26 protein-coding genes and 1 tRNA gene are annotated in these 24,632 nt (G+C 68.3%); 13 read left to right on the top strand and 14 right to left on the bottom strand.

Annotation, left to right across the window (positions count from 1 at the left end; translation table 11 throughout):
* Positions 1 to 5: 5 nt before the first annotated feature.
* Positions 6 to 1,202: an efflux RND transporter periplasmic adaptor subunit gene (locus tag J0J01_RS02195; protein ID WP_296378514.1), complete on the bottom strand. Its 1,197-nt coding sequence runs from the start codon at positions 1,200 to 1,202 to the stop codon at positions 6 to 8.
* Between the two features lie 271 nt (positions 1,203 to 1,473).
* Between J0J01_RS02195 and J0J01_RS02190 the strand changes: the two genes are divergently transcribed.
* A complete protein-coding gene (locus J0J01_RS02190; protein ID WP_296378513.1) occupies positions 1,474 to 2,547 on the top strand; it encodes a helix-turn-helix domain-containing protein in 1,074 nt (357 codons plus the stop codon).
* A gap of 430 nt (positions 2,548 to 2,977) precedes the next feature.
* Here J0J01_RS02190 and J0J01_RS02185 read toward each other — a convergent pair whose 3' ends face one another.
* Positions 2,978 to 3,274: a hypothetical protein gene (locus J0J01_RS02185; RefSeq protein WP_296378512.1), complete on the bottom strand. Its 297-nt coding sequence runs from the start codon at positions 3,272 to 3,274 to the stop codon at positions 2,978 to 2,980.
* 240 nt (positions 3,275 to 3,514) lie between these two features.
* On the opposite strand from J0J01_RS02185, the gene J0J01_RS02180 reads away from it, so the two are divergent.
* A complete protein-coding gene (locus J0J01_RS02180; protein ID WP_296378511.1) occupies positions 3,515 to 4,450 on the top strand; it encodes a tripartite tricarboxylate transporter substrate-binding protein in 936 nt (311 codons plus the stop codon).
* Between the two features lie 88 nt (positions 4,451 to 4,538).
* On the opposite strand, the gene J0J01_RS02175 is transcribed toward J0J01_RS02180, so the two are convergent.
* The 4 genes from J0J01_RS02175 to J0J01_RS02160 form a co-directional block, all read right to left on the bottom strand.
* Positions 4,539 to 5,756: an LLM class flavin-dependent oxidoreductase gene (locus J0J01_RS02175; RefSeq protein WP_296378510.1), complete on the bottom strand. Its 1,218-nt coding sequence runs from the start codon at positions 5,754 to 5,756 to the stop codon at positions 4,539 to 4,541.
* A 13-nt stretch (positions 5,757 to 5,769) separates the two neighbouring features.
* Positions 5,770 to 6,291 (bottom strand): UGSC family (seleno)protein, encoded by a 522-nt coding sequence (locus J0J01_RS02170; RefSeq protein ID WP_296378509.1) that lies wholly within the window; start codon positions 6,289 to 6,291, stop codon positions 5,770 to 5,772.
* A 7-nt stretch (positions 6,292 to 6,298) separates the two neighbouring features.
* Positions 6,299 to 7,366 (bottom strand): hypothetical protein, encoded by a 1,068-nt coding sequence (locus tag J0J01_RS02165; RefSeq protein ID WP_296378508.1) that lies wholly within the window; start codon positions 7,364 to 7,366, stop codon positions 6,299 to 6,301.
* 64 nt (positions 7,367 to 7,430) lie between these two features.
* On the bottom strand, positions 7,431 to 9,149 hold the full coding sequence (locus J0J01_RS02160) for a dihydroxy-acid dehydratase (protein ID WP_296378507.1): 1,719 nt from the start codon (positions 9,147 to 9,149) through the stop codon (positions 7,431 to 7,433).
* Positions 9,150 to 9,472: 323 nt separating this feature from the next.
* Here J0J01_RS02160 and J0J01_RS02155 point away from each other — a divergent pair, with 323 nt between their 5' ends.
* Together J0J01_RS02155 and J0J01_RS02150 are read left to right on the top strand one after the other, a co-directional pair.
* Positions 9,473 to 10,390 carry a hypothetical protein gene (locus tag J0J01_RS02155; RefSeq protein ID WP_296378506.1) on the top strand — a complete coding sequence of 306 codons (918 nt, stop codon included), beginning with the start codon at positions 9,473 to 9,475 and terminating at the stop codon, positions 10,388 to 10,390.
* Between the two features lie 65 nt (positions 10,391 to 10,455).
* The gene (locus J0J01_RS02150; RefSeq protein WP_296378505.1) at positions 10,456 to 11,367 is read left to right on the top strand and encodes an energy transducer TonB; all 912 of its coding nucleotides are present in this window, start codon (positions 10,456 to 10,458) and stop codon (positions 11,365 to 11,367) included.
* A 5-nt stretch (positions 11,368 to 11,372) separates the two neighbouring features.
* Here J0J01_RS02150 and J0J01_RS02145 read toward each other — a convergent pair whose 3' ends face one another.
* A complete protein-coding gene (locus J0J01_RS02145; protein ID WP_296378504.1) occupies positions 11,373 to 12,143 on the bottom strand; it encodes an FkbM family methyltransferase in 771 nt (256 codons plus the stop codon).
* A gap of 295 nt (positions 12,144 to 12,438) precedes the next feature.
* Here J0J01_RS02145 and J0J01_RS02140 point away from each other — a divergent pair, with 295 nt between their 5' ends.
* Both J0J01_RS02140 and J0J01_RS02135 read left to right on the top strand, forming a co-directional pair.
* Positions 12,439 to 12,600, top strand: coding sequence for a hypothetical protein (locus J0J01_RS02140; RefSeq protein ID WP_296378503.1), 162 nt, complete (start codon positions 12,439 to 12,441; stop codon positions 12,598 to 12,600).
* A 211-nt stretch (positions 12,601 to 12,811) separates the two neighbouring features.
* Positions 12,812 to 13,375 carry a histidine phosphatase family protein gene (locus J0J01_RS02135; protein ID WP_296378502.1) on the top strand — a complete coding sequence of 188 codons (564 nt, stop codon included), beginning with the start codon at positions 12,812 to 12,814 and terminating at the stop codon, positions 13,373 to 13,375.
* A 139-nt stretch (positions 13,376 to 13,514) separates the two neighbouring features.
* Here J0J01_RS02135 and J0J01_RS02130 read toward each other — a convergent pair.
* The 4 genes from J0J01_RS02130 to J0J01_RS02115 form a co-directional block, all read right to left on the bottom strand.
* A tRNA-Arg gene (locus tag J0J01_RS02130) sits at positions 13,515 to 13,591 on the bottom strand.
* Positions 13,592 to 13,673: 82 nt separating this feature from the next.
* The gene (locus tag J0J01_RS02125; RefSeq protein ID WP_296378501.1) at positions 13,674 to 14,534 is read right to left on the bottom strand and encodes an LLM class F420-dependent oxidoreductase; all 861 of its coding nucleotides are present in this window, start codon (positions 14,532 to 14,534) and stop codon (positions 13,674 to 13,676) included.
* An 11-nt stretch (positions 14,535 to 14,545) separates the two neighbouring features.
* Positions 14,546 to 16,045 carry a class I adenylate-forming enzyme family protein gene (locus tag J0J01_RS02120; protein WP_296378499.1) on the bottom strand — a complete coding sequence of 500 codons (1,500 nt, stop codon included), beginning with the start codon at positions 16,043 to 16,045 and terminating at the stop codon, positions 14,546 to 14,548.
* Positions 16,042 to 16,803: an SDR family oxidoreductase gene (locus tag J0J01_RS02115; protein ID WP_296378498.1), complete on the bottom strand. Its 762-nt coding sequence runs from the start codon at positions 16,801 to 16,803 to the stop codon at positions 16,042 to 16,044. The genes J0J01_RS02120 and J0J01_RS02115 overlap by 4 nt, the downstream gene beginning before the upstream one ends.
* 38 nt (positions 16,804 to 16,841) lie before the next feature.
* Here J0J01_RS02115 and J0J01_RS02110 point away from each other — a divergent pair, with 38 nt between their 5' ends.
* The 3 genes from J0J01_RS02110 (at position 16,842) to J0J01_RS02100 (ending at position 20,384) form a co-directional block, all read left to right on the top strand.
* Positions 16,842 to 17,219, top strand: coding sequence for a Rid family hydrolase (locus J0J01_RS02110; protein ID WP_296378497.1), 378 nt, complete (start codon positions 16,842 to 16,844; stop codon positions 17,217 to 17,219).
* A 142-nt stretch (positions 17,220 to 17,361) separates the two neighbouring features.
* Positions 17,362 to 19,095, top strand: a complete 1,734-nt coding sequence (locus J0J01_RS02105; RefSeq protein ID WP_296378496.1) for a hypothetical protein — start codon at positions 17,362 to 17,364, stop codon at positions 19,093 to 19,095.
* Positions 19,092 to 20,384: a hypothetical protein gene (locus tag J0J01_RS02100; protein WP_296378495.1), complete on the top strand. Its 1,293-nt coding sequence runs from the start codon at positions 19,092 to 19,094 to the stop codon at positions 20,382 to 20,384. Before J0J01_RS02105 ends, J0J01_RS02100 begins: the two co-directional genes overlap by 4 nt.
* A 21-nt stretch (positions 20,385 to 20,405) precedes the next feature.
* Here the strand turns inward: J0J01_RS02100 and J0J01_RS02095 are convergent, their stop codons facing one another.
* Positions 20,406 to 20,675: a hypothetical protein gene (locus tag J0J01_RS02095; protein WP_296378494.1), complete on the bottom strand. Its 270-nt coding sequence runs from the start codon at positions 20,673 to 20,675 to the stop codon at positions 20,406 to 20,408.
* On the bottom strand, positions 20,672 to 21,610 hold the full coding sequence (locus J0J01_RS02090; protein ID WP_296378493.1) for an alpha/beta hydrolase: 939 nt from the start codon (positions 21,608 to 21,610) through the stop codon (positions 20,672 to 20,674). The genes J0J01_RS02095 and J0J01_RS02090 overlap by 4 nt, the downstream gene beginning before the upstream one ends.
* A 79-nt stretch (positions 21,611 to 21,689) precedes the next feature.
* Between J0J01_RS02090 and J0J01_RS02085 the strand changes: the two genes are divergently transcribed.
* Genes J0J01_RS02085 through J0J01_RS02070 form a run of 4 tightly spaced genes read left to right on the top strand, consistent with a single transcriptional unit; the run spans position 21,690 to position 23,372 of the window.
* Complete coding sequence (locus J0J01_RS02085) at positions 21,690 to 21,875, top strand: zinc-finger domain-containing protein (RefSeq protein WP_296378492.1); 186 nt, start codon at positions 21,690 to 21,692, stop codon at positions 21,873 to 21,875.
* A 24-nt stretch (positions 21,876 to 21,899) separates the two neighbouring features.
* Positions 21,900 to 22,358, top strand: a complete 459-nt coding sequence (locus J0J01_RS02080; RefSeq protein ID WP_296378491.1) for an acyl dehydratase — start codon at positions 21,900 to 21,902, stop codon at positions 22,356 to 22,358.
* 2 nt (positions 22,359 to 22,360) lie between these two features.
* Positions 22,361 to 23,137: a crotonase/enoyl-CoA hydratase family protein gene (locus J0J01_RS02075; protein WP_296378490.1), complete on the top strand. Its 777-nt coding sequence runs from the start codon at positions 22,361 to 22,363 to the stop codon at positions 23,135 to 23,137.
* A 1-nt stretch (position 23,138) separates the two neighbouring features.
* Positions 23,139 to 23,372 carry a hypothetical protein gene (locus tag J0J01_RS02070; RefSeq protein ID WP_296378489.1) on the top strand — a complete coding sequence of 78 codons (234 nt, stop codon included), beginning with the start codon at positions 23,139 to 23,141 and terminating at the stop codon, positions 23,370 to 23,372.
* A 236-nt stretch (positions 23,373 to 23,608) separates the two neighbouring features.
* Here the strand turns inward: J0J01_RS02070 and J0J01_RS02065 are convergent, their stop codons facing one another.
* On the bottom strand, positions 23,609 to 24,631 hold the full coding sequence (locus tag J0J01_RS02065) for an NADPH:quinone oxidoreductase family protein (protein WP_296378488.1): 1,023 nt from the start codon (positions 24,629 to 24,631) through the stop codon (positions 23,609 to 23,611).
* Position 24,632 lies beyond the last annotated feature (1 nt).

The raw sequence follows: 24,632 nt of genomic DNA, 5'->3' as shown, positions 1-24,632 counted from the left end.
GGAACTCAGTCCTTGCCGTGCGCCGTCTGCGCGGCCGCAGGCTGGTCGGGCCTGGATTGGCCGGGTGGGGGCGTGTCGAGCCTGACGCGGGCGCCGTTGGTCAGCCGGTACTGGCCGTCGACCACGACCTTCTCGCCCAGCGCCAGGCCCGTCTCGATCGCCGCCACGCCGTCCTGCGACATCGCCACCTTGACGGTGCGCCGCTCGACCGTGCTGTCGGGCTTCACGACATAGATGTAGGAATCGTCGGCGCCCTGCATCACCGTGCGCTGCGGCACGGTCACCGCGCCCTTGCGCGTCGACAGGATCAGGCGCGCGTTGACGAACTCGCCCGGCCACAGCCGCTCGTCGGCGTTGCCGAACGTGCCCTTGAGCCGCAGCGTGCCGGTGGTGGAGTCGATTTGGTTGTCGATCAGGGTCACCGTGCCGCGGCTGAGCTCGGTCTTGTCGTCGCTGGCATAGGCGACGACGGTGAGCGGGCCCTTGGCCTGGTTGGTACGGATCGCGTCGGTCTGATCCTGCGGCACCGTGAAGTTGACGTAGATCGGCTTGATCTGCGTGACGGTGACCAGCGCGGTGTTCTGGCCGGCCTGGATGAGATTGCCGAGATCGACCAGGCGCGAGCCGGTGCGACCGTCGACCGGCGAGCGGATGTTCGCGTAGTCGAGATTGAGCTTGGCGGTCTCGATCGCCGCCTCGTCGGCCGCGATCGAGCCCTTCAGCGCGTCGACCGTCGCGGTCTGCTGGTCGACGCTCTGGCGCGACTGGAAGCCCCGGCCGACCAGCTTGCTGAAGCGGTCGAGGTCGGCCTGCGCACCGGCCAGCTGCGCCTGGTCGCGCTGCTTGTTGGCGGTCGCCTGGTCGAGCGTGGCCTGGAATGGCCGCACATCGATCTGGAACAGCGGATCGCCGGCCTTCACCTCCTGGCCTTCTTCGAACGACACCTTGACGATCTGGCCGTCGACGCGGCTCTTCACCGTAACCGTCTTGTAGGCCTGCACGGTGCCGATGCCGCGGACGTAGACCGGCATGTCGCGCTGCTCGGCGACGCCGACCGTCACCGGGATGCCGGGCGACGGCGCGTTGGCGGCCGCAGCGCGCGCCTTGTCCCGCTCGGCCTGGTCGATGAAGAAATAGCCGGCGGCGGCAATCACCAGCAAAACGCCGACAATCGCCCATCGCGACTTTTTCGCCTTCGCCATCCGCCAAACTCCCGCATCGCCCGCGACAGACTTGAGACCCGTTTGTGTCGGACGCGAGGCTTTTCGCGGGGCAGATCGCCGCTTCAGGACTCAAAAACGCGTGAAGGTCCAAAGGGATGCGGTAACGAACGCTTGGTATGGCCGATGTAACCGGCGATCGCTTTCATCCCTGGTGACGCGCGGCGCGCTGATTCGTCCGCAAGCAATTCTGAACCTCACTCGGCGTCGCGGCGTTTGTCCTGTCAGGCCGATTAAAAGTGGGGTGTTCGCGATGACGATCGCTGCAAGTGACTCGCAGGCGGCCAAGCCGCGCATTCTCGTCGTCGAGGGCAATTACCTCATCGCCAAGACCGTCTGCGACATCCTGCAGGACTGCGGCTTTGCCATCGCCGGCGCCGTGGGACGCGTCGAAAGCGGGCTCGAGCTGCTCGCCAAACGCGACATCGATGGTGCGATCGTCGACATCAGCCTCAACGGCTGCCAGAGCTTCCCGCTCTGCGCCGAGCTCACGCGCCGCAAGGTGCCGTTCTGCTTCCTGATGGAGAACGGCAGCGGGGCGGCCATTCCGCCGGCCTTTCGCGGCACGCCGCTGGTGACCAAGCCGGTCGAGGCGAGCCAGGTGAAGTCGGCGCTGACCGCGCTGGTCCAGCCCGGACCCGTGCGGGGCAACCTGCTGCTGCAGAGGCTGGGCGACGAGGACTGGGCATTCTTCGAGTCCTGCCTGGAGCGCGTGCCGCTGCATGCCGGCGATGTGCTCGAGACGATGGCGGAGCCCGCGCGCTACGTGGTCTTCCCGGTGAGTGGCGTGATCTCCCTCGCCGCCCAGGTGGCGGATCGCCGGATCGAGGTTGGGTTGGTCGGCCGCGAGGGTTTGGTCGGGGCGATGGCGCTGCTTGATGGCGACATCGCGGCGGGCGAGGCGAGCGTGCTGTTCCCGGGCGAGGCCTGGCGCGTGCCGGCGCCGGCGCTGGCGTCGCTGCTCGAGAACCGGCGCCTGCGCGCGCACCTGCTGCACTACGTGCACGCGCTGATGTCGCAGATCTCCGCCAACGCGCTGGCGACCGGCCGAGCCACCATCGAGCAGCGCCTGGCGCGCTGGCTGCTGATGGCGGCGGACCGGCTGGAGGTCAACGAGGTCGCGGTGACGCACGAGGCCCTGGCGCAGGCGCTGGGCGTGCGACGCGCCGGCGTGACCGTGGCGATGCATGCGCTGGAAGGCCGCCAGGCCCTGCGCTCGGAGCGGCGGCGCGTGCGCCTGCTCGACCGGCCGCAACTCGAAGCGGCGGCGGGCGGCTTCTACGGCCTGGCCGAGGATCTCTATGACCGGCTGGTCGTCAATCGCTAGAGCGGCAACGCGCGCCAAGCATCCCTCCCCATTCATATGGGGAGGTGGCGGCGTCTTACGCTGACAGAGGGGTCAGAAGCGACAGCACGTTGGACTCTTGACCCCTTGTGTGTTGGATCTCTGGCAGAATGGCGGAGCGGAAGGCGATCTAAATGGCCATCCGCCGCCAGGCCTGAGTCCGTTGACCCCACAGTTCGCATTCTGAGACGGAGCGAGGAACAGGCCCGGTGTCTTCCTGAACCCGAACGGTTGCTTGGGCCCCGAGCTCGAACGCAAGGAAGGAGCCGGAGGATGCGTATCGTCGGCATTATCGATCGGCAGGTCGGTCTTGAGGACCAACGTACGCAGCCTCTGAAATGCCGGAAGATCTTGCATTTTTATGGAAGATATCCGGCCGACTTGAGCGTGCAAGTTTCAGCGTCGACTGCAGTCAGGGTTCCTTGGCGACCTGCTGCAGCTCGTCTCGGAGCTGGCTGATGGTCACGCTCTCGTTGGTCGCCAACAGGTTGGCGACATGCTCCGGCAAGGGCGCCGAGCGTTCGGCGCGCACCAGCGCCTCCTCGCTCTCGGCATATTGCTCGGCCTGCAATCGCTCGAGCGCATGGCGCAGGTGATAGGCCTCGCGGCGGTTGGGTTGCCGGCGGGCGCGCTCGAGACCGCCGAGGAATCGGGTGATCCTTAGGGTGATTTTGCCGCGCGCGGCGGCGCCGGGAGCGTCGTCGGTCATGGGCTGATACATTACGTCCGCAAAGTTACTCTGGCGGGGCGCGCCGGTTGAGGACAATCCGGTGACAAGGCGGAGGAAGTCCCGGAGTTTTCGCACAGATACGATGAAACTGCGAGGTCGACGGCAGTTGCCTCGCTCCGCCGGGTTGGCGATGCTCTTCTTCCAAAGGATCGGATTTCTGACGGAATGTCTATAAGACGTCGGACGGTTGTCGCTGCCGCCACCCTGACCGCTCCGGCTTTGCTGCTCGGCTCCGCGTACGGCCAGGTTGGCCGCGACCGCGAGAAGGATCTGCGCATTTTCGTCGGCTTCGAGCCGGGCGGCGGCGCCGACCAGGTCGCCCGCACCATCGCTTCGCAGCTACAGCGCCGGACCAGCCGGCGGGTGATCGTCGAGAATCGCACCGGCCAGTTCGGCGCCGTGCCGGGCGAGCTGGTGAAGAAGGCGCCGCCCGACGGCGCCGAGCTGGCGCTGCTGTCGTCGACCACCCTGGTGTCGCGGCTGGCGAGCAAGACCTTCCCGTTCGATCCGGCGAAGGACCTCGCGCCGATCACCAAGATCGGCAACTTCGCGATCGCCTTCGCGGTGGCGCCGCAGCTTCCCGTCGACACCTTCAAGGACTATCTCGCCTGGATCCAGGAGGGCGACGACCAGCGCCGCCGCATCGCGGTGTCGTCCAACACCACCTTCGTCGAGGTGCTGAACGTGCTGCTGAGCCGCTCGACCCGGCAGCGGCTCGAGCCGGTATACTTCCGCGGCATCACCGCCATCCTGTCCGAGATGCGCGACGGCAAGATCCCGGCCACCGTCAACACCATGACCTCGCTGCTGCCGCCGCATCGCGGCCGCCGCGCCCGCATCCTGCTGGCCACCGGCACGCGGCGGCTGTCGACCGCGCCCAACATCCCGATCGGGCCGGAGCTCGGCTATCCCAGCCTCGACATGGAGGAATGGTTCGCCTTCTTCGCGGCCCCCGGCACGCCGGCGCCTCTGGTGGCACAGCTCAACAATCGCCTGCGCTCGGTGATCGCCGATCGCGAGGTGACGGAGCTCTTGAAGCCGCTCGGCCTGGAGGTCGACACCGGTGAGCCGGACGAGCTCGCCAAGCTGATCGAGGCGCACCGCCAGACCTGGCAACTGCGCATGGCGACGACCGGAGTCGCGGCCGCAAATTAGCGCGCTTCGCGACGCGAAACGCGACGGCGGGCGGCAGCGCGTGTAATCACGCGTGAGAGCCCGCTGCGTGGAGCCTTGCAGGCGATGGCTATTCTGCCGCCACCCGCTTGTCGGCCGACGGCGCGATGTTCTTCATCGTGCCGCCGTAGCGGTCGGTGAAGGCCGTGGTGTCGATCTCCTCGAGCTCGATCTCGCGGTTCAGCACCCGCTGCTTCCATTCGAGCAGCTGGGGATGCGCCGCCTGAAACTCGGGCATGACTTCCCTGGCGAACAGCTCGAGCGATTCGCAGATGTGCTCGTGGGTGTTGCGGCCGGCCTGGTTGAGCAGCACGACCTGGTCGATGTTGGAGGCCTGGAAGCGGCGCAGCTTGCGCCGGATCGTCTCCGGCGAGCCGATCAGGCCGCCACGCAGGGCGGCCTGGTGCGCCTCGGGATTGGCGGCCTTCCACTTCTGGTACTCGTCCCACATGTTGACCGTGCCGGCGGGTGGACGGCGGCGGCCGGGCGCCGCCGCGTAGAAGCGCAGCGCGAACTGGAAGAAGGTGTCGCCGTCGGCGCGCTCGCGCGCCTCCTCGTCGGTCGGCGCGCACATGAAGAACGAGACCAGCGCCATGTTCGGGTTGCTGACGTAGTCGGCGAGCTTCTTCTGCCGCTTCACGAAGGCGTTGTAGTAGGCATGCACCCAGGCATGCGCGGCATCGGCCGAGACGAACTGAAAGCCGAGCGCGCCCATGCCCCATTCGCCGCACTTGGCCAGGGTCTCGAGCTGCGAGCAGGCGACCCACAGCGGCGGATGCGGCTTCTGTAGCGGCTTCGGCACGACCTGGCGCAGCGGCATGTTGAAGTACTTGCCCTTGTGCTCGCTCGGGCCGTCCTTGAACATCGGCATGATGGCGCGGACGGCTTCCTCGAAGATCTCGCGCTTGTTCTCCATGTCGACGCCAAACGGCTCGAGCTCGGTGATCGAGGCGCTTTCGCCCATGCCGAACTCGCAGCGGCCGTTCGACAACAGGTCGAGCGTGGCGATCTTCTCGGCGACGCGGGCGGGATGGTTGGTGGTGAGCTGCATGATGCCGTGGCCCAGCCGGATCTGCTTGGTGCGCTGGCTGGCGGCGGCGAGGAAGGATTCGGGCACCGGCGAGTGCGAGTATTCCTCGAGGAAGTGGTGCTCGACCTGCCAGGCATGGTCGTAGCCGCAGCGATCGGCGATCTCGATCTGCTCGAGCGCGTTCTGGTACAACCGGTGCTCGTCGCCGGGCGCCCACGGGCGCGGCAGTTGCAGCTCGTAGAAAATCCCGAACTTCATGAGCGATTCCTCTTCATGCCTGCATCAGGATGGGCAGGGCCTGTTTGTAGGCGACTTCCGCGCGCGCCTTGAGCTCCGGCAGCGTGCAGCTGCCGATCGGATGCTGGACCGTCAGGAACGGATAGTCGGGCAGGCCGAGCACACGGGCGATGTTGCGGGCGGTGACCTCGAAGGGCGTGGTGCACAGAACCACCGCGCGCTTGCCGAGCTGTTCGAAGGTGATGCCGTCGTGCAGACTGCACGTGGAGCAGGACCCTCAATCGCCCAATCCGGTGATCAGGAAGTCGACCTCCTGGGCGACCGTCGTCAGGGTGTTGGAGGGCGCTGGCGCGCTGGCATTCTTCTTCGAGGCGAGCGTGCGCACGGTGCAGCCATGGCGCTGCACGAACAGCGCTGCGACCTCGTTCAGCATCTCCTCGGCATTGAGCTTGCCGTTCTCCAGGATGCCGATGCGCAGGCCGTCGATCTTGGGCAGGGCCGGGGCACGCACCGCTTTGCGCCGGGGCGTGGTCGAGAGCGGAGAGTAGAGCTGCATCGTCACCTCATTGCGGGGCGCGGATCGCGCCGTGCTGCATGATCGAGCCGCGGCCGCGGCTCCACGACGGGATGAAGCAGGAATGGCCGCCGGCATCGCCGCCGCCCATGGTGATCAGGATGTCCTCGGGCGTCAGCCCGCGATGTACGAAGCCCGTTTCGGCCAGCGCATGCGCGCCTTCGCCGTGCTGGGTGTCGTACTCGCGGTCGCGATACTTGCCGACACCCTTCATGCCCTCGACCGAACGCTTGGCCTGGCTGAACAGGAAGGCCTGCGCCTGCTCGCGCGTCCAGCCGGCCTCGGCCACGATCTGCATGTGCTCGGGCGCCAGGATCACCACGGCCTGACCCAGCGTGATGCAGCCGTAGTTGGCCATCGCATCGGCAACCGAGCCCAGCACCTGCTCGGGCGTGTTGCCGCCGTGGTTCTCGACGTTGCAGAAGCCGCCGCCGGCGTAAGCCGTGACGCTCGACGTGCCCTTGGCGTAGCCCTGGACCTCGCAGAGCAGCGGCCATGGATTGCCGCGCGCGCGCTCGGCGATGCAGAAGCTGTACTTGCCGGGATTGCCCTGGGTCGACTTGTCGGAGATGCCGGGAAGCATCTGGAAGACGTTGCGCAGGATCAGCCGGGTCGCGCGGCCGATCGTCGAGTTGGCGCGATTGCCGGGGCCGAACAGGTTGACGTCGGCGTTCATGTTGATCGCGTCGGCGTAGGGACCGCTCACGATCAGCAGCGGTGCCGAGCCGCCGGTGCTGGCGGTCGAGCCGTGGAAGTTGAAGTCGGGCTTGTCCATCGCCTCGAAGGCTGAGACCACCACCGGGAAGTATTCGGGCAGGCAGCCCGCCATCACCGCATTGACCGCCGCGGCATGCAGCGACAGGTCGAGCCCGGTCGCGGGGTGCTTGGCGATCACGGTGTCGGGCGGCCGGCTGTCGGCGCCCAGCATCGCCTTCACGCGATCGACCACCGGCGGCACGACCGGCAGGCCGTCGGTCCAGCCCTGGTCGTAGCAATAGTCGATCGCGGCCAGCAGGTCGTCGGGCACTTCGTGGGTGCGAAAAGCCATGGCGCTCATGGGCGAAGCCTAGGCAGCGTCGCCGCTGCGCGCAAAGAAATTCCCGTTGCGCAGGGCGAGACGGCTACACCACGCAGCCGTAGTGGGCCGACTTGACCAGGCGGACGTACTTGTCGTGCACCGAGCCCGGCCGGATGCGCGCCGCCAGGTCGGGCGCGCGCCAGGCGGCCATGCGCCTGGCGATCTCCTCCGCCGGCACATCGAGGTCGAGCGTGCGCTTGCGCGGATCGATGACGATGGTGTCGCCGTCGCGCACCGCTGCGATCGGCCCGCCGCGCGCCGCCTCGGGCGAGATGTGGCCGATCAGGATGCCGTGGCTCACGCCCGAGAAGCGGCCGTCGGTGATCAGCGCCACGTCCTCGCCGAGCCCGCGCCCCTGCAACTGGATGGTGAGCATCACCATCTCCGGCATGCCCGGCCCGCCGACCGGCCCGACATTGCGCACCACGATCACGGTTCCCTTGGCGATCTCGCCGGCGCGGATCGCCTTCATCGTATCGGCTTCGGAGTCGAAGACGCGCGCGGTGCCGTGGAACTCGCCCTTCTCCAGCGTCTTGCCCGAGAGTTTCAGCACGCAGCTCTCCGGTGCCAGATTGCCCTTGAGCACGCTGATGTGGTTGTTGGCCGCGGCGACGGGGTTCGAGACCGGACGGATGATGTCCTGGTCGCCGAGCTGGTCGAGCGTCGGCACCGCGACGAGGTTCTCCGCCAGCGTCTTGCCGGTGACGGTGAGCACATCGCCGTGCAGCAGCCCCGCGCGCAGCAGCTCCTTCATCACCACCGGCACGCCGCCGATCGCGTGCAGGCTGGTCATGGCGTAGGGGCCGTGCGGCTGCAGCCTGGAAAGCAGTGGGATGCGCTCGCCGATCGCCTGGATGCGCTCGATGGTGATCGGCACCTGCGCCTCGCGCGCGATCGCCAGCATGTGCAGGTACATGTTGGTCGAGCCGCCCATGGCATAGACCGTGGCGATCGCATTCTCGAAGGCACGTTCGGTCATGATGTCCCGCGGCCGGATACCGGCTTCGATCAGGCGGTAGAGCGCATCGACCGAGGCCCTGGTCTGGGCGCGCACGTCGGCATGGATGTCGCTTTGCGCATTGTAGTCGGCGGGATGCGAGGCGCCGCGCGGCAGCATCATGCCGATCGCCTCGGCGGTCGTGCTCATGGTGTTGGCGGTGAACATCGCGCCGCAGGTGCCGGATCCGGGCAGAACGTTGCGCTCGAGCTCGAGCAGCTCGGCTTGCGAGATGCGGCCGGCCTCGGCGGCGGCGCGACCCTCGGCATAGTCCATGATGGTGAGGTTGGTGCCCTTCTTGGCCCACGGCCCGAACGACACGCTGCCCGGCGAGCTGGTGCCGGGATAGAGCACCAGGCCGAAGGCATTGGTGCGGGCGAGCGGCATCAGCGCCGCGGCGCCGGTCTTGTCGCAGCCCGAGATGACGATCATGGCGTCGCCGTGATGGGCGTAGTGGCCGATCTCGAAGCAGTCGGCGGCGACGTCGCGCGACACCAGGCTGTAGCCCGCGGTCGGCGTGCCTTGCGTCAGCGCATCCGACACCGCCGGCGCGCCGACGATCAGACCGGTGCCGCCGCGCTCGCCGATCAGCTCGACCAGCAGGTCGGTGATCTGGCGCACGCGGTTGTTGCAACGATGGGCGTTGGTGTAGGCGCTGGCGATGGTGACGACGGCGTTGGTCTGCGCCGCGCGATCGGGATCGAAGCCGGCCGCGCGCACTTCGGTACGGGCCTTCTTCCAGTAGGTGCTGCTGTCTTGCGTCATGGGTCATCGATTATGGCGGTTCGGATCGGCGGCGCAAAGACGGCGCGAACGGCGAGGGCGCGCGCCGGTTCCGACTCGAATCGCGAGGCATCGGTGCGATGCCGACCGTCGGTCGTCGCGGGGGAAATCACCGATTGGTCCCTTCATCGCTGCGCACGCGTGCCCGAGGGTGTTGCTTCGATCTGGCAAGCGGAGGAAGGCAATGACCTCGCCGCCGATGACGGCACTCGGGTTGGGACTGCTGTGCCTGGGCCTGACGGCCTGCGCCGAGCGATGGCCGGTCGCGCATTCTTCGGATAGTTCGCTATCGGCATTGTTGACGAATGGTGACGATGACTCCTGCGCAGGCAGCGGTGGCGCTGGAGCTGGTGGTGCCGGAGGCGGCGGTGCAGGAGGCGGCAGCGGTGGTGGCGCTGGAGGTTCTGGCGGTGGTGCTGGCGCGGGCAGCGGCGGCGCCGGTGCCGGAAGTGGTGGCGCCGGATCGGGCGGTGCTGGTGCGGGTAGTGGCGGCGCCGGTGCCGGAAGTGGTGGTGCCGGATCGGGCGGTGCTGGTGCGGGTAGTGGCGGCGCCGGTGCCGGAAGTGGTGGTGCCGGATCGGGCGGCGCTGGTGCGGGTAGTGGCGGCGCCGGTGCCGGAAGTGGTGGTGCCGGATCGGGCGGTGCTGGTGCGGGCAGTGGCGGCGCCGGTGCCGGAAGTGGTGGTGCCGGATCGGGCGGCGCCGGTGCGGGCAGTGGCGGCGCCGGCTCGGGAAGCGGTGGTGCTGGCGCCGGCAGTGGTGGCGCAGGTGCCGGCAGCGGAAGCGCGAGCAGCGGTGGCGCCAGTGGCGCCGGCGCGGGCAGCGGATCGAGTGGTTCGGGTGCGGCGTCCGGAGGTGCCGCGGGCAGTGGAGCTGCAGGTGCAGGAGCCAGCGCAGGCGCGGCCAGTGCGGGCGCAGCAAGCTCAGGCGCAGCCGCCGGTGCGGCGGGCGCTGCCGGCGCCGGTGCCACGGGACCCGGAGCGGGCGGCAACTCAGCGATGGGCGACGGTGGCGTGGGTTACGCGCCGCGCGATATCGATGTCCTGCGCGCCCGTCGCGGCGGGGCGGCCGGCAGCGACGCGGCGGGAACCAGCCAAAGCCTGCTGGCTGGACCGGCGGGATCGGCGCCGGGCACCGCGCCGACCGGAGACGCCGGCGGCATCTATTCGCTGCGCGGAGTCTATTTCAGTCCCCAGCAATTCAGCAGCACCGCGGATTGCCTGACCGCCGCGTCGGCGCAGGGACTGCCGCTCGACCTCTGCCGCTGACCCACGCCGCGCGGCGCCGCGATGATGACGTGGGCAGCGTTCCTCTCCGACGAGATCGCCGAGCGGCGCGGGCGCTTGCCGTCGGTCGCCGCCATCCTGTCGGGCCTGCTTCATGCCGGCCTGATCGGCGCCGCCTTCGCCCAGCTGCCGTGGACGTCCCCCGAGGCGAGCGCCTGGGGCGGCGTCGACGTCACCATCGCCTTTGCGCCGCAGGTCGAAGAGGTGTCCGCCAGCGCGCTGGAGCCGCAGGCCGTGACGCCTGATCCGGCACCGGCCACGCAGTTGCTGCTCAGCGAGCCGGCGCCCGCCGAAGCCTCGTCGGCCGGCGACGTTCCCGAAACGGCGCTGCAGCCGTCGATCGCGGCCGAGCCGCCGCAGCCGGATGTGAGCGCCGCGCTGGCGCCCGAGCAGCCGTCGCTCGAGAAGATGGTGCCCGCCACCGACGCACCTCCTGCCGTCGACGCGCACGACTTCGCGCGCGCCAAGCCCATACCGGCGAGCCCCCCCGCGCAGCATCGCCCACAGGTGGCGGCCGTCCAGCTGCCCTCGGCCCGGCATGGCCCGCCGGATGTCCGGCCGGTTGCCACGGCCCCGAGCGGTCCGCCACCGGCCGCGGCACTCAAGAGCGACGCCGCGCAGCAAAAGGCCGAGGAGGATTACCTCTACCAGATCGTGCGGAAGATCTCGCAATACCGGTTCTATTCGCGCTCGCAGGAGAACGTGCCGCGTGGGCTGGTGGTGACCCGCATGACGATCGCGCGCGACGGCCGGCTGCTCGATGTCGCGCTCGTCAAGTCGAGCGGCTTTCCCAATCTCGACAATGCCGTCGTCGAGACCATCCGCCTGGCGTCGCCGTTTGCGCCGCTGCCGGGCGACCTCGCGCAGGATCGCAAGACCTTCATCGTCCCGGTCAATTACACGCGCGAGCGTTGAACGGATTACTCCGGCGCCCAGCGGCGATCGGCGCGCAGGGCCGAGTCCTCCGGCAGGAACAGCAGGTCGATGTGGCCGGTCGCGCCGTCGAGCGGCCGGGGCACCAGCGCCAGCACGTCGGCAACGACGAAGCCGTGGCCGTGCATGAAGTGCACGATGTCGTGCAGCTCGGCGCCGGCTTTCAGCGTCGACAGCGTGCTGGCCTCGACGATGACGACGTCGATCTCGGCGAGCTTTTCGGTCATGCCCTGCAGCACCATCAGCTCGGCGCCCTGGACGTCGATTTTGCAAAGGGCGGGCCGCTCGAACTGCCCGATCAGGCTGTCGAAGCGGCGCAGCGGCACGACGTCGTGCCGCACGACGTCGCGCGCGCCCTGGTCCTCGAACAGCGTGGCGGCCTGGATGTCGGGCCGGATCTCGATCGTCGTTTCGTCGTCGCGGTCGCCGAGCGCCACGCTATGGACCTCGCAACGCAGCTCGCGGCTCAGCCGCTTCATGTAGTGCAGCGATTCCGGCGTCGGATCGATCAGGTGATAGAAGGCGTCGGGAAACGCCCGATAAAGAGGGTAGGTGCCGAACGCCACGCCGACGTCGAACACCGTCGCCGGTGCGAGACCGTACCGGTCGAGCAGCGTGAGCGAGCGCTGCCATGACGGCGCGACCGGCCGGCGGCCCGGCAGGTGATTGAGCCACGGCCGCAGCAGCCCCTTGAAGCGGTCGATGAACGGGTTCTCGTGCGGCCGGTGCTGGCCGCGCAGGGCATCCGAAAAGCGCATGCCCGGAGACTTAGCGACGACGGCCGGCCGCGGGTGTGACAAAGGGGAGGCTGCTGCCGCTGCCGCGTGTGTGACAGCGCTGTGACTCGTCGCGATTGCGTTACTCGACAGGACCGACGATTGGGCTATCGTCCGGCTGCGGCACGTGGGGACGCGCCGCTTTTGGGGAAGAGGGGAGCGCCGCTCGCCAATGCGGCGCTTGTTGGGTGGTGCCGTGCAGCACTCGTTGAGCCTCGACGCGATTCGCGTCAGTCGCATTCGACTCGTGCGAACCGTCGGTCCGTCCGGAAATGTCATGGCGTGGGTGCCGTCGGAGCCGCGGCCCGTCTTCGGTCCGGCGGTGCTCCTGCATCCCGAGCCCGAGCGCTTCTTCGAGCAGCGGCTGCTGAGCTTCGCCTCGCTGCTCGGCATCTGCGTGGCCGCCGGCTATGTCGCGTCGCGCATCACCGGTTGGTAAGTCTTACGGCAGGCTGTCGAGCTCTGTCGGCACAATCCCGCTGGGCCTCTGGCCGTGATTGCGTTCGCCATGGTTGATGGCGGACCCGGCGTACTTCTAAGCCGCGTCCATAGGCGTCCAGCCACACTGGCGGAGCAGGATCCGATCCGGAGCGAAGGGCCGCCTTCCGGTCGGGTTCTGAATCGGCGATGATTCCATTATTCTGGCCGCGATGTCGAAGCTGCTCCTTATCCGCCACTGCCAGTCGACTGGGCGGCATCCGGACGCGCCGTTGAGCGAAGCCGGCGCCAAGACCGCGGGAGGGCTGATCACCCGACTCCATGACCTGGCGCCAGACGCCGTCTACTCTAGCCCCTATGAGCGGGCGCACGCGACAGTTCGGCCCTTCGCGATCTCGGCTGGCTTGTCAGTTGGGCTCGATGACCGGCTTCGCGAGCGGGCGCTCTCGGACAGGGATCTTGAGGACCGGTTGGACCACGTCCGCCGGTCGTTCGCCGAGCCGGACTACCGTGCGCCAGGCGGAGAGAGCCTCAATCAGACGAAGCAACGCGCCATCGCCGCCTTGACCGACATTGCCGCCGCGGGCCATCGGCTGCCGGCCGTCTCCAGCCACCGCAACTTGATCGCTTCCGTACTACGATCGATGGATACGGCGTTTGGTTTCGAGCAATGGCAAGACTTGCGTACCCCCGACCTGTTCGAAGTAGAACTCGACGCCGGTCGGCCGATCAGGTTCGTGCGACTGGACGCCCTACGGCGCTTCGCGGGGCAGTGACGCGGCCCCCGCCGGATGGATACCCGGCTCGCTGCTGGCGTCGAGTAGCGGTCCGTCCCGAGCATTCAATGGTGAATGGCGGGGATGCTCAGTTATTCTTGCGAACAGTGCCGAGAACTGTGGCATTTTGGCGTGGGAATGGCGGACCCGGCGAGATTCGAACTCACGACCTCTGCCTTCGGAGGGCAGCGCTCTATCCAGCTGAGCTACGGGTCCGGCGCGGCGGAAGATAGCGGAGGGGGCTTGCGCCCGCAATGTGCCGCTGCGGGCTGCAAATCGCCCGAAATCTGCGAATTCCTCAGCCCAGCGCCGCCGCGACCTCCTTGAAGCGGCGCAGGGTCGCGATCTGGTCGTCGACGCTGGGCATGCGGTACATCGGATAGAGCATCACGATCCTGGCGCCGAGCCGCTTCCAGCCCTCTCCCGCCTTCAGCCAGGCGTCGGGATTGGCGTCATCGAAGCGCAGCCAGCCCTCGAGGCCGAACTTGGCCGGATCGCGGCCGTGCGCCTTCATGTGCTTGTGCAGCATGGCGATCTTGGGCTCGGCCACCTCGGGCGTCATGATCGGCATGTAGCCGTCGCCGATGCGGGCGGCGCGCTTGACCACCGCATCGGACGAGCCGCCGAACCAGATCGGGATCGGCCGCTGCACCGGCACCGGCAGCATGGTGACGTCGACCAGGGTGTGGAAGCGGCCGCGGAAGGTCACCTGGTCCTCGGTCCACAGCTTGCGCATCACCTCGATCTGCTCGGCCTGGCGGGCGCCGCGGGTCTTCCAGTCCTCGTTCAGCGCCTCGTACTCGACATGGTTCCAGCCCACGCCGACGCCGAGCCTGAGCCGCCCGCTGCTCAGGATGTCGACCTCGGCCGCCTGCTTGGCGACCACGCCGGTCTGGCGCTGCGGCAGGATCAGCACGCCGCTCACCAGCTCGACTTTCTTGGTGACGGCGGCGATGAACGCCATGGTCGTGAAGGTCTCGTGGAACGGGTCGTGCTCGCTGTAGGTCGGCTTCCAGTCGCCGCGCGGCGCGGCGCCGAACACGTGGTCGGCGACCTCGATGCCGTCGAAGCCGAGATCCTCCGCCGCCTGCGCCCAGTCGCGGATCTTCGCCGGATCGGTGCCGATGTCGCGCGTCGGGAAGAGGGCATTCAGCTTCATCGATTCCTCCGTCAGACCTGGCGTGTCTCGCGTTTGTACGAAGCCGCCGCGCGCTCGACCAGCGCCTTGCGGTCGATCTTGTTGGTGCCGGCGAGCGGCAGCTCGGCGACGAACCACACCGCCCGCGGATGGGCATAGGCTGGCCCGTTGTCGAGCGCGAAGCGGCGCAGCGCATCCTCGCTCGGCGTCGTGCCGGGCTTTGGTACCACGAAGGCGACCGGCAGCTGGTACTTGATCGCGTCGGCTACCGGCACGACGCAGACCTGCGCCACGTCGGGATGCCGGCCGAGCAGCTTCTCGACCTCGCCGGGATAGACGTTCTCGCCGCCGCACTGGAACATGTCGTCGGCGCGGCCGACGAAGGAGTAGAAGCCGTTGGCATCGCGGCGCATGACGTCGCCGGTGTCGTACCAGCCGTCGATCAGGCGCTTTCGGGTGTCGGCTTCGCGGTTGTAGTAGCCGCTCATCAGCGCCGGCGTGCGGATGTGCAGCACGCCCTGATGGGCGTCGCCATCGACCAGCCTGACCTCGATGCCCTTGCGCGGATGGCCGAGCGCACTCGGCGGCTTGGGTACGCCGTCGGGATGCGGGCCGAAGGCGATCGGCCCCGATTCGGTCGTGCCCCAGCTGTTGGCCGTCTCGGCGTTGGGGAACAGCCGGTGCATCTGCTCGAAGAACTCTGCCGTCGAGGGCGCCGAGCCGGTGACCGCGGTGGTGACCGAGCTGAGGTCGGCGGTGACCAGCGCCTCGGCCTCGCGCATCACCAGCGCCAGCATGGTCGGCACCGAGGTGACCATCGACACGCGATGGCGCTCGATGGCGCGGATGTAGCCCTTCGCCGTGAAGCCGGTCATCAGCACGATGGTGCCGCCGTAAGCCATCACCAGCTTGGCGCTGAACAGGCCGTTCATGTGGAACAAGGGCGCGGCGATGATCACGGCCTTGCCCTCGATCGCCGGCCGCTGCTCGGGCGTGCAGGTGGTCGCCCAGACATAGCCGCCATGGCTGAGCGGCACGCCCTTTGGCAGGCCGGTCGACCCCGAGGTGTAGAGCACCATCGCGGTCTCTTCGGACTTCATCTCGACCGGCGTGAACGCGCCGGGATCGATCAACGACTCGAGATCGGCCAGGGCGAGCGTCGGCACCAGCTCGCGGACCAGCGGGGCACGCTCGTCGTCGGCCACGGCGAGCTTCACGCCCGAGTCCGTCATGATGTGCGCCACCGTCTCGCGCGGCAGCTTGTGGTTGACGCACACCGAGACCAGGCCCGCCGCCATGGTCGCCATATAGAGCACCAGGTAGTCGGCGCTGTTGGCCGCGACGATGGCGACGGCGTCGCCGTGCTTCAGTCCGCGTCGGAGCAGCCCACGCGCCAGGCCGCCGACGCGGGCCCGGGCCTCGCCCCAGGAGAGGCGCAGTTCTTCCTCCGCTTCGGGCGAGAGCTGGATGATGAAGTCGCGATCGTCGGGCGCGTCGGGATCGAGGATGGCGGCGAGATTGGTGATCGTCATGGCGTCCGGCGATGAAACTGCGAGCCGCCGTAGCTCTGATCGGTCGGCACGATCTCCATGAAGCTCACATCCATGCGCTGCGGCGCCGACAGCACGAAGGCGATGGCGTTGGCGATGTCCTCGGCCAGCAGGCTGTCGTAGCCCTCGTAGAAGCGGCGACGGCCCTCCTCGCGGTCCGGCAACAGGGCGAGGTGCGCGCCGGTCTCGACCCGGCCGGGCGCGATCTCGCTGACCCGCACGCCGCTGCCATGCAGGTCGAGCCGCAGGGTGTGGCTGAGGCTGTGGATCGCCGCCTTGGTCATGGCGTAGACCGGCATGCCCGGGAAGACCCAGGTGCCGGCCATCGAGCCGAGATTGACGATGTGCCCGCGCTTGCGCTGCTTCATGCCGGGCACCACGGCGGCGAGGCCGTTCAGGACGCCGCGGATATTGACGTCGACCAAGGCGTCGATGTCCTCGGGCGCCGTCTCCCAAGGCGGCGCCGAGCGCACCAGCGGCGAGGCGTTATTCACCAGCACGTCGGCTTCGATCGGGCCGAGCGCCGCCAGCACCGCGGCGCGGTCGGCGATGTCGAGCGCGACCGGCATGCAGCCGGTCTCCTTTGCCAGCGCGCGCAACCGCTCGGCCGAGCGCGCCACCGCATGCACCGCCAGCCCCAGCTCGCCCAGCCGCCGGACGGTGGCGGCGCCGATACCGCGACTGGCGCCGGTCACGATAGCCGTTCGGTAGGGCGCGGTTCGGTAGGCGGCGGCGGGCATGCTATGGGCATAGCCCAATTCCAGCCGGGGAGTCATTCATGGCCAAGCAAGTGATCCGCGACGGCACCGAGGTGGCGGGCTTCTACGCCCGCGCCGTGAAGAACGGGCCGTTCGTGTTCGTGTCGGGCACCACCTCGCTCGATGCCAAGGGCCGGGTGCAGGGCAAGGATGCCGCCGAGCAGACGGTCGTCACCATGCGCAAGGTCGAGGCCGCGCTGAAGTCGGGCGGCGCGACGCTGAAGGACCTGGTGCGGCTCACCATCTTCGTCACCGACATCCGCGACATGGGCGCGGTGTCGACGGCGCTGGCCAAGGTGCTCAAGAGCTCGGTGGTCAGCTCGACGCTGGTGGCGGTGAGCGCGCTCGCCGTTCCGGGCCTGCTGGTCGAGATCGAGTCGACCGCGGTGGTCGGCTAGCCCCCGCAGGCAGCCACTTTCCCAGCGCCAATTGCAGTCGGGGTGGCGTCCAGATGTAGCCGCAGAATGACGATGATCCGTGCTATATCGCGCCCGGGACAGCGCTCGGCGGGGGCCGAGACTCGGGACAGGGGATTGCAGGGTGTGGGCGCTACTGGCCGATAGGCTTGGGGCGATATTGGCCGCGCATGGCCAAATCGCAAACGAATACCCGTTTTGGTATGGCCTCTATTTCGTCGGCGTTGCCGCAGGCGTGATCGCCGCAGTGGTTCTCCTGTGGCGCGATCGAGCGCCGCAGGCGTTCTGGTGCATCATCGGCGCGATCGTCGTCAGCTTTGCGTTCTCGTGGGGCGACGACAGCTACACCCACATCTACAGGATCGCCGCTCTCGCCGACCAGGTTCGGACGAATTCCTACAGTGCCTTCCTCAGCAGCCCGACCACGGGCGAGGGCGTTCCCACTTTCGTCTTCTACGGGCATGCCTCCTACGTCGTCCCTGTCGTGTTGGACCTCCTGGGCTTCTCGGCAGCTTATGCCTTCAAGATCTGGATGGTGCTGCTCTTCCTGATCATGGCGATCGGCGTCCACGTCCTGTTGTCGGTGGTCGGACCCTCGGGTCAGTCGCGCACGCGCTTCTTCACGGCCGCCATACTTTTCATTTCCGCCAACTACGTCTTTTCGCTGTGGTGCTCCCGTGCCTCGCTCGGCGAGGTCTGGGTCTACATCTTCATGCCCTGGGTCGTTGCGAGCGCGCTGCGGCCGGACGGAGGACGCTGGCTGACATTCTTCCTCTTCCTGCAGATCTGCGGTCACCCCATCGTGCTCGCGCAGAGCCTGGTCGCCGAAGCTCTCGCGGTCTGGTGCCTGTCCGGCCTGATGGTGCTGGGGGTGGCCAGGCGCACCCTGCCGGCGCTGCTGGCGGCGATCCTGCTGGGCATCCCGTTCTGGTTGCCGCAGGCCATTTGGCAGGGCGCGATCCTGGGACCGCAGGCGTTGCCTGTAAAATTCGCGGATTCCTTCCTGACGATCCCGGACATGCTGCGAATACAGCACATCCGTACGATCGGCCTCTGGCTGCCCCTGGCGGTCGTCATGGTTGCGTTCCTGACGGGGAACCGGCTGTCCAAGCGCTTCTGGCTGCCGGTCCTGATCGCCGCTGTCGCGACCGCGCTCGAGACGCGTCCCTTGGCGCCGGTCGCCAGCCATATCCCCACCCTCGATCTCTCGCTGTTCGTCTGGCGCCTGGCCCTGCCGGTGGCGTTCATTCTCTTCGCGGCTCTTGTCGTCGGCCTGCGTGAAGCCCGCGAAACCAGCCCGAGAGGCCTCGTAACGGTCGCCACCCTGGGCGTCATGACCATGACGTTCGTGCTGGTCCAGTCTACGCCGCACCCGGAAGCGCCGCTGGGCCGAGAATGGCGGGAGGACCGCTACGTCCTTCAGAACTTCGACCGCTATGACGGCGGTATCTGGGGCGTTCGCGAGTATTGGCCGCGGTACGACAGGACCACGACGGACTGCGAAGTATCGGCGGCCGCCCGTGTCTCCTACCGGGACCTCCAGGCGGGCGTCGAGGCAAAGGCTCCCTATTTCCTGGTCCGCCACGGACCCGTGGGGCTGGTCGATTATGTCGCCAACGGTATCCTCATTCGGCCGCGCGCCTGCGGCGAGGACCTGATTCTCGGGCCGCTTCCCGTGGGCGCCCGTGTCGCGGTCTCGGAGGGGCGGATGAATTGGCTGAGCCTGATGCGTGCGGTCGATTTCCTGCTGGCGCTGCTCATGATCCTCTTCCTGGGGCGCCACATCGGGCTCGTGCGTGACCGAACGGCCGGGATGCCGGTCGTCGGACGGCTTCGTCCGCGAACGAGAGATCGATGAAGTGGACGCTCCGTGACGCGAGTGCCCCGGCTCTCGCGTTGGCGTGCTTCGTCCTGCTGCACTGGAAGGGATTGGGTCTGACCGTCGACGGCTGGGCTCTTTGGCAAGGTTCGGTTTCGTTGGCGGAACGCGGGACCTACAGCTACTTCTCCGGCACCCCGATCGTCTCTTGGCCTCCGCTCTATCCCCTGTATCTGGGCCTCTGGATCGTCGTCCTTGGCCCGGCGGCCTCGACCGTCGTCCTGGCCGACGGCGTCCTGATCGTTCTTCAGGCCGCAGGGTGGGTCCACTTTGCGCGACTCATCGTCGATTTTCCGGAAGGCCGGCGATTCGGGGCGCATGCCATCGCGCTGGCCGCTTTCATCGCGCTGTTTGCGACCGTCAATCAAAGAGACGTGACGAGCCACAACCTCCTCTACACGCTGTTGCCGTTCTACCTCGGCGCGGTCTGGACGTACGCGCTCGGCCGGTCCACCTCCATCGTGCCGATGCTGGCGCTGGGCGCCGCGCTCCCTCTCGCCCACAGCATGGCGCTCGCGTTCGTGGGCGCCGGGGCTTTCATCGTCGCGATCCTTCCACCCCGCTTGTTTCACCGTCTCGCCCTCGCGGCGCTGATCGTTGCCGCGGCGGTTGCGAGCTGGCTGGTGGTTCGTCTTGCCTTCGGCCACACGGCCAGTCACGTCATCGGCTTTGGCCAGGGCCAATTCAGTCCGGCGACGTATCTCTGGCAGATGGCGGAAGGGACGGGATGGCTGCTGGCGCCGGCCGCGGACGGGCTCAACTTCGTCGCGCTCGCCTCCTTGCTGGCGTTGGCTGTGCTGGTGGCGCGACGTGAAAAGGCGGTCGCCCTCAGGCTGGGCCTGCTGTTCGTCGGGTGCGCCGCGTCGGGCGTCATCCTGCTGTTCAGCATCGTCTGGATCTTCAACGAGCTCTACGGCCTCTATCTGTTGTTCATTCCGTTCGTTCTCGTGCCGCTCGTCTTCGTTGCAGGATCGCACCTGCGGCCGATTGCGGCGCTGGCGGCGATGCTTGTTGCGCTCATGCCCCAGCTCTACTGGGGCGCCCGATGGATGGACCGCCAACGCCTCGACGTCCGGGCGCTGGGGTTCTCCGAAAATCATGAGTGCTCGATGTTCGTGCCGTTGCGCGCCTATTTGAGCCCGACATACCGGTCGGGCGTGCCCGTCGCCACGGCCCAAGGGCTGTTGATAGCGCCCCCGAGCTTCGAGGACCGCGGCACGCGCGGCCTGTTCTCGCCGAACGTGGACTGCCAGCCGACCGATCGGTGAGGCTGCGCGGGCGTATCCGATCTAAGGGGCCGGCGGCACCGTGTAGCCCTGGGCGCGCAGCACCTTCTCGAGATCGCGGATGCCCTGTTCGTAGCGGCCTTTCTGGCAGTCGATGCCGGCGCTCTGCACGATCATGTTCGGTCCGCCACCGCCTTCGCCGCGGCGCGACAGCGCGCGATCGGCCATCGCGTAGAGCTGATTGCAGCGCGCCTTGAGCTTGTCGTCCTGCGCCTGAGCCACGACGGGCACGGCGCAGAGCGCGGCGGCCGCCAGAAAAAGACAACGCGTCATCGTCGGGTCCCCCACAGCGCGGCGAGCTTGGGCTGCGAGCGCTCGGCGTCGGCGCCGGACGGCAGCGGAGCCCGGTGATCGGCGATCCAGGCGGCGATGTCGGCGGCCACCACCGGGCCCTGCTTGTCGCGCATCAGGAGATGATAGCCTTCCTTGTAGAAGCCGAGCCGCGAATCCTTGCGCGCCGGCATGACCTCGATGGCGGTCTTCATCGCGGCCGTCGGCACCAGCCGGTCGCCCATGCCGTGCAGCATCAGGTAGGGCAGGCGGATGCGCTCGGCCGAATCGCGCGCGGCGTCCATCAGGTCGACCAGGCCGTAGCCCATGTCGACCCGCGGCTGGCGCAGCATCAGCGGATCGTTGCGCAGCTTCTCGAGGGTCTTGGGATTGTCGGTCGGCTTGAAGTCGATCGAGGTCGGGCCGGCCGGCAGCCACGGGATGGTGTGGGCGAAGAACCACAGGCCGGCGCTGGCGAGGGGCCCGATCTCCTCGCGGCCGCGCAGGGCGGGCGCGCTCAGCACCAGCCCGTCGGCCACGAGGCCGCGGTCGGCGGCGACCAGCGCCACCGCGCCGCCCATGCTCTCGCCCACCAGGTAGAACGGCACGCCGGGATGGCGTTCGTGCACCAGGGCTGCGACCGCCAGCGCATCGCCGACCAGGGTCTCGGTGCCGGGCCAGCGGCCACGGCTCGGGCTCTTGCCGAAGCCGCGCTGGTCGTAGGCGTAGGTGACGATGCCGTGCTTGGACCAGACCTTGGCCGGCTCGTCGAAGGCGTCGCGGTAGTCGCCGAAGCCGTGCAAACCCAGGATCACCGTGCGGGGGGCCGCCTTGTCGGCCGCCGGCCAGACCGCGAGCGGCAGGACGGTGCCGTCGGCCGCGACATATTTGTCCGCCGTCAGGTAGGGGATCGTCGCCCTCTCGCCCGCCGGAACCACCGTCGGGGAGCATGCGCCGAGCATGACCGGAGAGAGGGCGGCGGCTATCATCCGCCGGCGTCCAAGGAGACCAGGAATCGTGACCGAGCCTTTCGAAACCATCACCGTCGACACCGACCGCGTTGCCTGTGACGGCGGCGGTGGCCCGCTGGGGCATCCCAAAATCTACCTCAATCTCGGCGCCGAAGGGCGGGTCGAATGCCCTTATTGCAGCCGGGTCTTCGAGCTGCGCGAGGGCGCCGAGCCGCACGAGCATGCGCACTGAGAGCCGGTCCCTGTGAAGCAATCCATGAAGCAGCTCGGTGAAGGCTGGAACTGGCGCGATCTTTCGATCGGCGACAAGTTCACCACCTACGGCCGGACGCTGTTCGAGGCCGACCTCCTCAACTTCGTGACGCTTTGCGGCTTTTCCGAGGAGCTGTTCACCAACAAGGAATACATCGCCGGGCATGCACCCATGCGCGGTGGGCATCCCGTGCCGGGCGCGCTGGTCTATTCGATGGCCGAGGGGCTGGTGATCCCGACCACCCTGCAGGGGACCGGGCTCGCCTTCCTGTCGATGGGCTTCGACATCAAGGGGCCGACCTACGTGGGCGACACCATCCATGTCGAGATCGAGGTGACGGAGATCAAGCCGACCTCCAAGAACCCGACGCGCGCGCTGGTGCGCACGACCAACGAGGTGAAGACCCAGCGCGGCGAGACCGTGCTGGTCTACACGCCGCTCAGGATGATGCAGGGACGCTAGCTATGGCCAAGGTCGCGGTTGAGAAGGAAGGCTCTACCACCGTCGTCTCGATCGATCGCTTCGCGGAAGCGCGCAACGCGGTCGATCCCGAGACGGCCGGGCTGCTGCGCGAAGCCTTCCTCGCCTTCGACCAGGACGAGGCGCAATCGGTCGCGATCCTGACGGGCCGCGGCGGCACCTTCTGCGCTGGCGCTGATCTCAAAGCGGTCGCCGGGCGCAGCAGCACGCCGGTCTTCAATCCCGAGGCGGCGGGCCCGATGGGGCCGACGCGGCATTTGCTCACCAAGCCGGTGATCGCCGCGGTCGAAGGCTATGCGGTCGCGGGCGGGCTCGAGCTCGCGTTGTGGTGCGACCTGCGGGTGGCGTCGGAGACGGCGAAGTTCGGCGTGTTCTGCCGGCGCTGGGGCGTGCCCTTGATCGACGGCGGCACGGTGCGGCTGCCGCGGCTGATCGGCCACAGCCGTGCGCTCGACATGATCCTGACTGGCCGCGAGGTCGGCGCGCGCGAGGCGTTCGACTGGGGCCTCGCCAACCGGCTGGTGCCGGAGGGCCAGGCGCTGGCCGAGGCCAAGGCACTGGCCGAGCAGGTCGCGAAGTTCCCGCAGGTCTGCATTCGCTCGGATCGCCGCTCGTCCTACGAGCAATGGACCCTCGAGCAGCGCGAGGCACTCACCAACGAGGCCCGATTGGGCATGCCGGCGCTGCTGGCCGAAGCCCAGAAGGGCGCGGCGCGCTTCGCCTCCGGCAAGGGCCGCGGCGGCGACTTCGGGAACATCTGAGATGCGGCTCGACAAGGATCCGCTCGACGTCGCGCTCGACATCAAGCGCCACTTCGCGCGCACCGTGGCGAGCCGCGACAAGCCGGCCAAGATCGACGGCGGCTACGTGCTGGGCGTCGTCCTGTGGTGGCTGGTGATCTTCGCCGGCGTGTCGGTCGCCGGCATGGGCTGGATCGGCGCCGCGTTGCTGGCGACGATGCTGGCCGGCTTCTGGCCGATCCTGACCCGGTCCTAGAGCGATTTCCGAGCAGATGGACCCGCGAGCGGTTCCATCTGCTCGGAAATGCGCGCACGGGGGGTGTTGTTGCAGCAGGCATATTCCGTTCGGCTGATTCCAGCCGAACGGAATATGCTCTAGGGAGCGCTTCCCACGGGCTTCCCACCAACTTCCCACCCGCGTGGGAAGCCTTCGATGCCCATTCCATAAGGGTTTTCAGCGATTCTTCTCACTTCCCGCCACCCCTCTGGCACCTACGGCACCAGCACGGCCTTGCCGACGACGGCGCGGTCCTCGATCAGCTTGAAGGCCTTCACCCAGTCGGCGAGGTCGTACGAGCCCGCGACCAGCGCCTTCAGCTTGCCCTCGGTGTACCAGCGCATCATCTCGTCCTGCGCCGCCATCACCATGGCGCGGCGCTGCGCCAGCGCGGCGGCCTCCTTGGGCGACGGCTCGGTCTTGCCGCCCCAGCCGTTCCAGTAGCCGTAGTAGAAGCCGATCACCGTCACGTTTTTGACTAGCAGGATGTTGGCCGGGATCTGCGGGATCGTGCCGCTGGCGAATCCCATCGGGATGAGGCGGCCCTCGGGCGCGATGCAGCGCAGCGAGGCGTTGAAGGCATCGCCGCCGACCGGGTCGTAGATCACGTCGGCGCCGCGGCCGCCGGTCAGCTCCAGCACCTTCGCGCGCAGGTCCTCCTTGCGGTAGTCGATCAGATGATCGGCGCCGGCCGACTTGGCGGCCACGAGCTTGTCGGCGCCGCCGGCCGAGGCGATCACGACCGCGCCCATCGCCTTGCCAACCTCGATGCCGGTCAGGCCCGAGCCGCCGCCCGCGCCATGCACCAGCAGCACCTCGCCCGGCAGCAGGTTGGCCTTCCAGCGTAGCGCGCCGTAGGCGGTCGGATAGAGCGTCGGGAAGTTGGTCGCCTCGGCGTAGGGCAGGCCGTCGGGGATCGGGATCGCGTTGGCGGCGATGGTGGTGCAGAACTCGGCGAAGCCGCCGCGGCTGCCGCCGGTGGCGACGCGCTGGCCGACCTCGAGGGTGGTGACGCCGTCGCCCAGCGCCACGACCTCGCCGGCGATCTCGTTGCCGGGCACGAAGGGGAGCGGCGGCTTGTTCTGGTGCTTGCCCTGGACGCCCAGCATCGCGGCGAAGCTGACGCCGGCGGCGCCGACCTTGACCAGGATTTCGCCGGGGCCGGGCGCCGGCTTGGGGACGTCCTCGAGCTTCAACGAGTCGATCGGCCCGTACGCATGACACACCAACGCGCGCATT

The sequence above is a fragment of the Reyranella sp. genome, from assembly GCF_017305915.1.
Classification (GTDB): Bacteria; Pseudomonadota; Alphaproteobacteria; order Reyranellales; family Reyranellaceae; genus Reyranella.
The sequence above is the reverse complement of the archived record's forward strand: the minus strand, read 5'-3'. Positions and strand labels throughout refer to the sequence as shown.

What these genes read in the sequence shown, in the direction of transcription:
- J0J01_RS02195 (WP_296378514.1), bottom strand. Translation starts at nt 1,202, where the DNA reads ATGGCGAAGGCGAAAAAGTCGCGATGGGCGATTGTCGGCGTTTTGCTG.
- J0J01_RS02190 (WP_296378513.1), top strand. Translation starts at nt 1,474, where the DNA reads ATGACGATCGCTGCAAGTGACTCGCAGGCGGCCAAGCCGCGCATTCTC.
- J0J01_RS02185 (WP_296378512.1), bottom strand. Translation starts at nt 3,274, where the DNA reads ATGACCGACGACGCTCCCGGCGCCGCCGCGCGCGGCAAAATCACCCTA.
- J0J01_RS02175 (WP_296378510.1), bottom strand. Translation starts at nt 5,756, where the DNA reads ATGAAGTTCGGGATTTTCTACGAGCTGCAACTGCCGCGCCCGTGGGCG.
- J0J01_RS02165 (WP_296378508.1), bottom strand. Translation starts at nt 7,366, where the DNA reads ATGAGCGCCATGGCTTTTCGCACCCACGAAGTGCCCGACGACCTGCTG.
- J0J01_RS02160 (WP_296378507.1), bottom strand. Translation starts at nt 9,149, where the DNA reads ATGACGCAAGACAGCAGCACCTACTGGAAGAAGGCCCGTACCGAAGTG.
- J0J01_RS02155 (WP_296378506.1), top strand. Translation starts at nt 9,473, where the DNA reads ATGGTGACGATGACTCCTGCGCAGGCAGCGGTGGCGCTGGAGCTGGTG.
- J0J01_RS02150 (WP_296378505.1), top strand. Translation starts at nt 10,456, where the DNA reads ATGATGACGTGGGCAGCGTTCCTCTCCGACGAGATCGCCGAGCGGCGC.
- J0J01_RS02145 (WP_296378504.1), bottom strand. Translation starts at nt 12,143, where the DNA reads ATGCGCTTTTCGGATGCCCTGCGCGGCCAGCACCGGCCGCACGAGAAC.
- J0J01_RS02140 (WP_296378503.1), top strand. Translation starts at nt 12,439, where the DNA reads ATGGCGTGGGTGCCGTCGGAGCCGCGGCCCGTCTTCGGTCCGGCGGTG.
- J0J01_RS02135 (WP_296378502.1), top strand. Translation starts at nt 12,812, where the DNA reads ATGTCGAAGCTGCTCCTTATCCGCCACTGCCAGTCGACTGGGCGGCAT.
- J0J01_RS02125 (WP_296378501.1), bottom strand. Translation starts at nt 14,534, where the DNA reads ATGAAGCTGAATGCCCTCTTCCCGACGCGCGACATCGGCACCGATCCG.
- J0J01_RS02120 (WP_296378499.1), bottom strand. Translation starts at nt 16,045, where the DNA reads ATGACGATCACCAATCTCGCCGCCATCCTCGATCCCGACGCGCCCGAC.
- J0J01_RS02115 (WP_296378498.1), bottom strand. Translation starts at nt 16,803, where the DNA reads ATGCCCGCCGCCGCCTACCGAACCGCGCCCTACCGAACGGCTATCGTG.
- J0J01_RS02110 (WP_296378497.1), top strand. Translation starts at nt 16,842, where the DNA reads ATGGCCAAGCAAGTGATCCGCGACGGCACCGAGGTGGCGGGCTTCTAC.
- J0J01_RS02100 (WP_296378495.1), top strand. Translation starts at nt 19,092, where the DNA reads ATGAAGTGGACGCTCCGTGACGCGAGTGCCCCGGCTCTCGCGTTGGCG.
- J0J01_RS02095 (WP_296378494.1), bottom strand. Translation starts at nt 20,675, where the DNA reads ATGACGCGTTGTCTTTTTCTGGCGGCCGCCGCGCTCTGCGCCGTGCCC.
- J0J01_RS02080 (WP_296378491.1), top strand. Translation starts at nt 21,900, where the DNA reads ATGAAGCAGCTCGGTGAAGGCTGGAACTGGCGCGATCTTTCGATCGGC.
- J0J01_RS02075 (WP_296378490.1), top strand. Translation starts at nt 22,361, where the DNA reads ATGGCCAAGGTCGCGGTTGAGAAGGAAGGCTCTACCACCGTCGTCTCG.
- J0J01_RS02070 (WP_296378489.1), top strand. Translation starts at nt 23,139, where the DNA reads ATGCGGCTCGACAAGGATCCGCTCGACGTCGCGCTCGACATCAAGCGC.
- J0J01_RS02065 (WP_296378488.1), bottom strand. Translation starts at nt 24,631, where the DNA reads ATGCGCGCGTTGGTGTGTCATGCGTACGGGCCGATCGACTCGTTGAAG.